Source organism: Pseudolactococcus yaeyamensis (genome assembly GCF_054658615.1).
On the sequence record NZ_BAAGGP010000092.1, the window covers coordinates 1 to 9,633 of the forward strand.

A 9,633-nucleotide genomic window follows, 5' to 3' on the forward strand; every position below is an offset into this window, starting at 1 on the left:
TCGCTATTTTAGCTCATCGTACTTATTTGAAACAAGTAAATAAAAGGGGTAGTGTCAAGCAGAATCTATTGCAATGCTTGGTGAATGAGAAGATATTGACTGACGTAATAAAAAGTTTATGAAACGACCGTGGTTTTCAATAGTTCTTTGCTTGACTTAACTTCAAAAGCCCTTTATAATGAAATAATGAAAAGAAAAAAGAATAAAAGTAGGGTGGGACTGCTCATAGGCATACTGATTGTCCTGATTTTAGGCATTTTAATTGTTATTTTTATCAAACCATTTGATAAAAATACGGCGAACAAACCAGCAGGAAGCGCCCCAATTAAAGTGGATGATTCTAAAAGTGCTGCTGTCATTTCCTCTAGTTCAGCTATCGCCTCTGATACAACTGAAAAAGTGGCAAGTGTTGGTGAGGCTAACTGGGTTCAAGTTCAGTCTAAAGGGAAAAGTGAGAAATTCACAAACCTTTCAACTGCTAACATCACGATTTATAAAGCCCATAATCCCCAAGTCTTAAAAACAGCCACATCTGCACATCCAACCTTAGCCGTTTTACCTGATGTCATGACTCAATATCCTGATGCGCTTATCATGAATGCTTCAGGCTTCAACATGGAAACAGGTGATATTACTGGTTTTCAAATCAATAACGGCGCACTTTTGACCAATTGGGGGGAAAACAAGAGAGCCTATGAAGCCTTTGTCATCAACAAAGATGGCTCAATGACGACTTATGACAGTACAACCCCTGCCAGTCAAATTATTGCCAATGGTGCTGAACAATCTTATAGTTTTGGTAAAATTTTGATTAAAGATGGTAAAGTGCAAGAAAACGATGGTTCTGTCAATTGGATGATTCATAGTTTTATCGGTAATGATAAGGCTAATAATCTTTATCTGATGATCAGTGAAACAAGTGCTGGCTATGAAGCTATTATGGAGCAAATTGCCGATTTCAATCTAACAAACCTTGTCCTCATGGATGGTGGTGGTTCTTCCCAAATGGGGTTGAATGGTCAAACCATCGTGCCAAGTCAGGATAATCGCCAAGTGGGAGACTTTATTGTCTTAAAATAATTATGAAAAATTCAAATCAATTTAAACGTAAATCTGCTAACACCACGTCTGCTGATCAAAAGAAGAAAAAAAGGACACCTTTAATCATCACCTTAATGATTCTACTCTTGGTCGGGGCTGGCATTACTTATATCGTCCTTAAACCTAAGCAAACAGATTCCTCAGTCCTCAAACCGCTTAAGACGACGGCACCTGATGCGATTGTGCCACCGACTTCCGTTTCTATTGCACCTGCACCTGAAGTCGAAGATACGGGTGAGGCTGGCTGGGTACAGGTCAAATCCAAAACGAAACTTGAAAAATTCACCGATATGTCCGAGCCTGGTGTCATCATTTATCGGGCAAATAATCCTAAAGTCTTGAAGACAGCCGCAGCTCAAATCCCTGGTACTTTTATGATGTCTGATATCGTCGCACAATACCCTGACTCACTCATTATGAATACCTCTGGTTTTGACATGAATACTGGTCAAATTGTTGGCTTCCAGATTAACAATGGTCAACTGTTTTCAAACTGGTCAAATACAGCTTATGGTAGCGCCTCTTTTATTATCAATAAAAATGGTTCTGCTAACGGTTATGACCTGACAACACCTGCGACTGAAATCATCGAAAAGGGTGGCGAACAAAGTTATGGCTTTGGGGGTATCCTCATTAAAAATGGTGAAATTTTGCCAAATGATGGCTCTGTCAACTGGATGATTCATTCTTATATTGGTAATGATGCTGATAATAATATCTATCTCATCATTTCAGATACTAGTGTTGGCTATGATGGTACTATGGCTGCAGTAGCTAAGCTCAATTTACAAAATCTAGTTGTCCTAGATGGTGGCGGTTCTTCTCAAATGTCTCTGACTGGCGAAACCATTTTTGCCAGTCAAGACGGTCGTCCTGTTGCTGATTTTATCGTGCTACGATAAAAATAAGAAAATACTCAATAAAAAATAAGCGACTCATTCACTATCGAAAAGTCGCTTATTTTTTTATTTGAGATATTAATCGCTTGTTTGATACACCGTGATTTACTCACTCAAGGCTGTTTCAATTCTATCATGTGCCTTATTGATTAGCTCTTCTGACAGAATTTTTTGAACATTGCCATCAATCGTCGTTTCGACTGGTTTCAGGTTATCTTTTGAGATATTTCCTAAAACACCATTATAGTTCCAACCAAGCGCTTTGATATTCCCCCAGACAAAGTCTGTTTTGATATTGTTGCCAAAGGCATCTAAAAATTTCTTATAGTTTGCAACGGTATTAACAGATTTCATCTTAGGAATAATCGCAATTAGGACTGTCTGTTCTCGCTCAATCAAGTCTGCTTCTGCCTTATCAGTATCTTCTCCAACCTTGGTTAGATAGGCTTTCACTTCATCTGCTTTTTTTAAACTCAGTGTACCGGGTTTGAACTCATAACCGCTAGACACGAAATGCAGACTATTTTGGACTTGAATGCCACCAACGGCTTCAACAAAATCACCTAGACCACTCATCTCAAACGTGATATAGCGCGGAATTTCAACCCCCAAAAGCGTTTGTAAAGCATCAATTTCGCCAGCCGTTCCCTTTTCCGCATACAGTTTTTTCAAAGTCGTTGCTTCAGATGGCAGATAAATCTCTCGGTTTAAACTGATGACTGTCGTCTTATTCTGATTAGGATTAACCGTTAAGACTAAAATATCATTGGCTGTCTTACCATTTACGCCTAAAAATAGAAAACTAAAAGATGTTTTTGCTTTAAGACTTGGTAATTTAGCCGTCGTTTTTCGCTCAATCGCTTGATAGGATTTAGTCGTCGCATTTTTGACATCCAGATAGGCCTTGCCAATAATCGCACCGCCAATCAAAAAAATGAACAAAACAATCAAGCCAAATATTTTAAGACCACGATGTTTTTTCTTCTTTTTGATTTCGACTTTTTTTTCAGGTATTCGCTCTGAGCGTCGTCTTCTTGTTTCCATAGGGTCAAGCTCCTTTTTTAATTTTACCGTGCCAACCTTTAATCCCTGTTTTCAGGATCAAAATGTTGGTATAGCCTGCTTTTTTGAGCTTGAGCGCTGCTCGGACACTCACCACTGGCTTACCATCTTCGTATAGTAGGATAGCCTTATCCTTACGAATTGCCGATAAACTTTGATCAAATTGTGAAAACGGTAAATTACGAGCACCCAAGATATGAACAATTCGATACGCTGCCGATTCACGTAAATCAATTAACTGACCACCAATCAATTGTTCAGAAAAAGTAGCGTTATCTACTACCTTAGCAACAGATTTAATCCGAAATTTATTGACAAAGGGGTAGCCAAACATGGCAACAACAATCAGAAATAGTAAAATATTAACATATAACAACATTTTTAAACAGCCTCAATTTCAGTAAATTTCAAAGCCAAACTGGCTGCACCAATAATCCCTGCATCATTGCCAAGTTTGGCAATCTTAATTTTAGTCGAATTTCTAACTTGTGGGAACGTATAGAGATTGAAATATTTTTCAACCCGTTCACGCAAGAATTCACCTGCTGCCGAAACACCTCCACCGATAACAATAGAATCTGGATTCAAAGTATTTCCCAGATTGCCTGCTGCTAATCCAAGATACTGACTGACTTGTTCAACAACTGAGTCTGCAAATTTATCACCTGCTTCAGCCGCTATAAAGATATCTTTTGATGTCACAGCATCACCATTATCAATCGCTGCTTTAATCGTTGATTCCCCTTCATACGCCTCAGCAAGTTGACGCGCAACACGAACAACACCTGTTGCTGAGGCGACAGTTTCAAGACAGCCTGATTTGCCACAGGTACAAGCAAAAGCACTGGCACTCGTATCAACAGTGATATGACCAATTTCGCCACCACCACCAGCAACACCGTGAACTAGGTTACCTGCTGCAATGATACCACCGCCAACACCAGTACCTAGCGTCATGAAAATGACATCAGGATTATTTTCACCCGCACCCACCCAACGTTCACCAAGCGCTGCGACGTTGGCATCATTATCAATGGCAAAAGGAAGGCCAACACTCGCTTCAACGGCTGCACCAACTTCTTGTAAGGTTTCCCAACCTAAATTATAAGCCCCAATAACCGTATTTTTAACGATATCCACAGAGCCCGGAGAGCCCATACCAATCCCCAAAAAGTCAGCTTTATCAAGTTGATACAAGTCTAAGCGATGATTGATGGACGCAATGATATCAGGCACGATATGTTGCCCATTACCGATAATATTCGTCTCAACGGCCCATTTATCCTGAACTTCACCAGCTACTGTCAAGATTCCAAATTTAATCGTTGTCCCACCAAGGTCAATTCCGATAATTTTTTTCGTCATAAGTCTTTTTCTCGCTTTCAAGTCTGTGTTCTCGCCGTAGAATTAAATCTGCGGTAAAATAGTCGTTCTGTTCTGGAATCAAGCCTGCATCATATAAGGTTTTCAGCTCCTGTGCCATGAAAAAAATAGCATCAAGTCGATTGCTAAAAAGATTGATATAGCCATGCTTTTTTAAAAATTCCTGAACATCATATAATGTTTTCATTCTCCCATATTTTATCATATTTTGAAAACATTTTCAAATCTGAACTGGTGGATACCGAGGCTTTCTACGGCTCTTTTTCCTATGACAAACGATCAAAAAAACTCGCCAAACTAGCGAGTTCAACTGCTTTTGTTAGGTAATTATAAACCTGGTGCTAATCCAAGTTCAGACTCCAACATCCAAATCGTTTTTTCAATGTCACCTTTGGCATCCGCAAAGAGACCATTTGTCACATCATCATCTTCTTCATCTGTCGCATGGACACCGTCTTGGAAAAGGTCTGATAGATACTTATAAGCTTTAACAACTTCCGTCAAACGTTCTTCTGTCGTTTTATCCCAAGTTGCTGTTTCAAGCTCAATATTTGATAGGTCATCAAATTCTTTCAAAGTCGATACGGGTGAACCGCCAATGGTAATCAAGCGTTCTGATAACTCATCTAAATGGCTATTGAGGCTATCCATCAATTCATCCATTTTAGGATGTAATTTCATGAACCCCGGACCACGTAAATACCAGTGCACTTGATGTACCAAAGCGGCTGCTTTGGATAAATCTGCAACGGATTGATTCAAAACTGCTTTCGTTTTTTCTCTTGACATTTTTCTCTCCTCCATCAGGACTTATCGACATTTTTTCTAATTAAAGTGCTGATAGGTCATCTTGCTAAGTTGATTAAATCAGGAACATTTACTTCAGGCTATCTCTAACACCAATTGCTAAAGATTTCCCAACATCTTCATTATAAAAAAAAAGTGATAGATTATCAAATATTTAAGTTCTTTTTTCGTATATATAAGTATGGCTATTCTTTTAATTTTTTCAATTGGAACAATTTTGGGGTCATTCTTTGGCTTGGTCATTGACCGCATCCCTAAATATTCCATTATAAGTCCCAGATCTCATTGCGGAAAATGTGGTCAAACACTGATTTGGCGGGATTTGATTCCTATTATTTCACAGCTCATTAATCGGTCTAGATGTCGGTATTGCAACGTCAAATTACCCTACTGGTACAGTACTTTAGAGTTATCATGTGGTGGTCTGTTTGTCATTGGTTGGCTAGAAAAAGTTGACCTCACTTTTTGTTTGATTTGCCTTGCTTCTTTGTTAATGGTTGGCTTTGACTTTAAAAATCATGCTTTTCCTTTGTGGATCTGGCTTATCTTTTTTTTGCTACTTAACTTCACGACACCGTGCAATCCATGCGTTTTTAGCTGTCTCATCATCGCAATCCTGACAGAAATTTCAGACCTCAAAATAGGAAGTGGTGACTGGCTTTATTTAAGTCTACTCTCTTTTTCTGCTGACTTTTTCCACTTAACGCTTTGTCTATTGCTCGCAAGTTTGGGTGGACTCCTCTACTATGCTTTAAATCCTCAACAAAAAAAGGCAGAAATTCCTTTCCTCCCTTTTTTATTTATTAGCTATCTTTGTACCGTATTCATTTTTAATTAACTTTATCGGTTTCAAAGCCCCGTCACTGTCACACCCAAAAGTCGAATTCCGACATTATCACGCAGAGTTTCATCTAATAACTTTTGGGCACATTGATCAATGGTGTCAGCATCATCTACCTTATCAGCCAAAGACAGGCGCTTGGTCAATGTCGTAAAATCAGCATAGCGAATTTTGATGACAATGATATGCCCTTTCAGTTTTTTATCTTGTAAAATGGCCGCTACTCTTTGGGCTAGTTTGCCGACTTCTACCTTGATATCTGCCTCCAAGTAAAGCAGTTTGCCATAGGTTTTTTCCTTACCGACTGACTTTCGAATCCGATTAGGTTGGACAGGTGAATGGTGGATACCATTTGCTTTGAGATAAAGTTCCCAGCCAAAGACACCCATTTTTTCCGCTAAAAATTGTGGGGAAGCATTTTGAATATCACTTCCTTTGGTAATGCCCAAAAGTTCCAATTTTTCTGCGGTTTTAGCCCCAACACCATGAAATTTTTCAACTGGTAAGACTGCTAAAAAAGACAAGGCTTCCTCAGGCGAAATCAAGGTCAAACCTCTCGGTTTCTCGATATCAGAGGCGATTTTAGCCAGAAATTTGTTATAAGAAACACCTGCCGAACTCGTTAAATGCAATTCCGTGAAAATATCGTGCTGAATCATTTTGGCAATTTTGACCGCACTCGTCGCATTGATTTTATTGACCGTCACGTCCAGATAAGCCTCGTCCAGCGCCATGCCCTCAACCTCGTCCGTATAGCGATGAAAAATCTCGTGTATCTGGCGTGATAGCTCTTGATAACGAGCGTAGTTACCTGAGACAAAAATCGCTTGCGGACAAAGCTCGTAAGCTTCTTTGGCCGACATAGCAGAATGAATGCCGTACTTTCTTGCCTCATAGTTAGCTGTTGAGACGACACCACGCCCACCTGTTTCCAATGGATTTCTAGCGATGACAACAGGTTTGCCTTTTAGTTCTGGATTATCCCGCTCCTCAATTGACGCAAAAAAGGCATCCATATCAATATGAATGATTTTGCGACTGGTATCATTGATGAGCGGGAAAATTAGCATACCTTATTTTAACATATTTTATCTTTTTTTGTTAGTCAAAACAACTAACACGAAATTTGCCTATTAAAAAACGACCCACAAAAGGTCATTTTCATTAAATATCAATTGTTGAATATTGCGCATTGGCTTCAATAAAGTCACGGCGTGGTTCTACGCGATCCCCCATCAACATATCAAAAATTTGATCCGCTTCTGCGGCATCTTCAACACTGACTTGCGCCATCGTCCGTTGCTCAGGATCCATGGTTGTTTCCCAAAGTTGGTGATCATCCATTTCCCCAAGTCCTTTATATCGCTGAACGATTGGCTTACGGTTGCCTGCTGTCATTTCTACAACAGCTTCTTGAAGTTCTGTTTCCTGATTGACACCAGGCTGTATATAAGTAATCTTATCGCCAAGCTTAACCCCATAAATCGGTGGTTGGGCAATGTAGACATAACCTGCTTCAACCACTGGTCGCATGTAACGATAAAACAGTGTCAAAAGTAGGGTTCTGATATGGGCACCATCGACATCGGCATCGGTCATGATGACCAATTTTTGATAGCGTGCCTTAGAGACCTCAAAGTCAGCACCAAAACCTGTTCCCATAGCTGTGAAAAGTGAGCGAATTTCTTCATTAGCAAGAATTTTTTCCATGCTGGCTTTCTCAACGTTGAGAATTTTTCCACGGATGGGTAAAATCGCTTGGAACTCACGATTACGACCAGATTTAGCTGACCCACCGGCTGAATCTCCCTCGACGATGAAAATCTCAGTTTGTGTTGGATCATTTGATGAACAATCCGCTAATTTTCCGGGGAGGTTTGAAATTTCAAGACCAGATTTTTTGCGTGTCACTTCACGCGCACGTTTGGCAGCGATTCTAGCCTTGCTGGCTAAAATGCCTTTTTCCACGATACGTCTTGCGACCTGTGGATTTTCCAAGAGGAAAGTGCCAAATTCTTCACTAAAGAGCTTGTTGACAATCCCAGAGACTTCAGAGTTGCCAAGTTTCGTCTTGGTTTGACCTTCAAACTGCGGATTGGGATGTTTAACCGAAATCACGGCTGTCAGGCCTTCCCGCACATCGTCCCCTGTCAGATTTTCTTCATTTTCCTTGAGGAGTTTGTTCGTCTTAGCATAGTTGTTAATCACGCGCGTCAAGGCTGTTCTAAAGCCTTGCTCATGCGTGCCGCCTTCGTGAGTGCTGATGTTATTCGCAAAAGACAGCACCATCGAATGATAGCCACCTGTGTACTGCATGGCAACTTCAACAGCGATACCTTCCATCTCACCTTCTGTGAAAATAGCGGGTTCAAATAAGACTGTCTTTTCTTCATTGAGGTACTCGACATAAGACTGAATCCCACCCTCATAGTGATAGTGGAGACTTTCAGCCTCATCTGGGCGTTTATCAGTGATTGAAATGCGCAGACCACGATTCAAGAAAGCCAACTCACGCACGCGTTTGGCTAATTTTTGAAAATCAAATTCAGTGGTCTCCGTGAAAATCGTTGGATCTGGCGTGAAATGAACAGTTGTCCCATGACGATCTGTCTCGCCAATCATGGCCAAATCGCCGCCGACAACACCACGATGGTATTCTTGGTAATATTTTTGACCTTGTTTGAAGACAGTGACATCTAGCTGAGTAGACAAGGCATTGACGACAGATGAACCGACGCCATGCAGACCACCTGATACTTTATAGCCGCCACCGCCAAATTTACCACCGGCATGGAGCACAGTAAAGACCGTTTCGACCGCTGGACGACCTGTTTTTTCCTGAATGTCAACGGGAATACCACGACCATCATCTACAACGGTAATCGAATTATCCGGCTCAATAAACACCTCAATATGCGTTGCAAAACCCGCCAAGGCTTCATCAATCGAATTATCCACGATTTCCCAGACCAAATGGTGCAGACCTTCTGATGAGGTCGACCCGATATACATACCCGGACGCATCCGAACGGCCTCTAAGCCTTCTAGGACTTGAATCTGACTGGCGTCATACTCCGCTGCTTTTTCTTTTTTATCTTGTATTGCTTGTAATTCTTCTGTTGTCAACTCTCGCCTCTTTCATTATATTCAATCCTTTTAAAGTAACACCTAGCCATATTAATCAGGACAATCACTTTCCTCTACTTTCGCTAATCGCCAGTTGGTAACTGGTAATCATGTTTCTACCACAGAAATTTAATTTGTGACGAAATGACCTAGCCTAACCTAAATAGATGACTTTTAAGGGATTCAATACACAACATATTAGTACAATTATACCACAACTCGTGATTTTTTGCTCGAACTTTCCGAAGGTCTGGGACAAAAGTCATCCCAAAAATAAAAAATAGGCTATGAATCATTTCTGATGTTAATCGGAAACGTTCATAGCCTATTTCTGTGTAACTTTTCGACAAAAAGAATAAAATCCTGTACAATTAAAGTGTCTAATCCCAAAAGTCAGGAGTTGTTCTTTATGCA

Annotated in this window: 10 protein-coding genes; 3 read left to right on the forward strand and 7 right to left on the reverse strand. The window is 40.3% G+C overall.

Going from position 1 to position 9,633, the window contains the following annotated elements; translation table 11 throughout:
- Positions 1–186: 186 nt before the first annotated feature.
- Entirely contained in the window at positions 187–1,080 is an 894-nt protein-coding gene (locus tag ACYQ21_RS13320) for a phosphodiester glycosidase family protein (RefSeq protein ID WP_460058976.1), read from the forward strand.
- Positions 1,081–1,082: 2 nt separating this feature from the next.
- Positions 1,083–2,003, forward strand: a complete 921-nt coding sequence (locus ACYQ21_RS13325) for a phosphodiester glycosidase family protein (RefSeq protein ID WP_460058978.1) — start codon at positions 1,083–1,085, stop codon at positions 2,001–2,003.
- A gap of 102 nt (positions 2,004–2,105) precedes the next feature.
- Here the strand turns inward: ACYQ21_RS13325 and ACYQ21_RS13330 are convergent, their stop codons facing one another.
- The 5 genes from ACYQ21_RS13330 to ACYQ21_RS13350 form a co-directional block, all read right to left on the reverse strand.
- Entirely contained in the window at positions 2,106–3,044 is a 939-nt protein-coding gene (locus ACYQ21_RS13330; protein ID WP_460058981.1) for an LCP family protein, read from the reverse strand.
- Positions 3,045–3,048: 4 nt separating this feature from the next.
- Positions 3,049–3,441, reverse strand: coding sequence for a rhodanese-like domain-containing protein (locus ACYQ21_RS13335; protein WP_460058983.1), 393 nt, complete (start codon positions 3,439–3,441; stop codon positions 3,049–3,051).
- Between the two features lie 2 nt (positions 3,442–3,443).
- Positions 3,444–4,427, reverse strand: coding sequence for an ROK family glucokinase (locus ACYQ21_RS13340; protein WP_460058985.1), 984 nt, complete (start codon positions 4,425–4,427; stop codon positions 3,444–3,446).
- Positions 4,402–4,632 carry a YqgQ family protein gene (locus ACYQ21_RS13345; protein WP_460058987.1) on the reverse strand — a complete coding sequence of 77 codons (231 nt, stop codon included), beginning with the start codon at positions 4,630–4,632 and terminating at the stop codon, positions 4,402–4,404. The genes ACYQ21_RS13340 and ACYQ21_RS13345 overlap by 26 nt, the downstream gene beginning before the upstream one ends.
- A 140-nt stretch (positions 4,633–4,772) precedes the next feature.
- Entirely contained in the window at positions 4,773–5,234 is a 462-nt protein-coding gene (locus tag ACYQ21_RS13350) for a Dps family protein (RefSeq protein WP_460058989.1), read from the reverse strand.
- Positions 5,235–5,433: 199 nt separating this feature from the next.
- Here ACYQ21_RS13350 and ACYQ21_RS13355 point away from each other — a divergent pair, with 199 nt between their 5' ends.
- Positions 5,434–6,090: a prepilin peptidase gene (locus ACYQ21_RS13355; RefSeq protein ID WP_460058991.1), complete on the forward strand. Its 657-nt coding sequence runs from the start codon at positions 5,434–5,436 to the stop codon at positions 6,088–6,090.
- 11 nt (positions 6,091–6,101) lie between these two features.
- On the opposite strand, the gene dinB is transcribed toward ACYQ21_RS13355, so the two are convergent.
- Both dinB and gyrB read right to left on the reverse strand, forming a co-directional pair.
- Positions 6,102–7,163 carry a DNA polymerase IV gene (gene dinB, locus ACYQ21_RS13360; protein ID WP_460058992.1) on the reverse strand — a complete coding sequence of 354 codons (1,062 nt, stop codon included), beginning with the start codon at positions 7,161–7,163 and terminating at the stop codon, positions 6,102–6,104.
- A gap of 94 nt (positions 7,164–7,257) precedes the next feature.
- On the reverse strand, positions 7,258–9,219 hold the full coding sequence (gyrB, locus tag ACYQ21_RS13365) for a DNA topoisomerase (ATP-hydrolyzing) subunit B (RefSeq protein ID WP_460058994.1): 1,962 nt from the start codon (positions 9,217–9,219) through the stop codon (positions 7,258–7,260).
- Positions 9,220–9,633 lie beyond the last annotated feature (414 nt).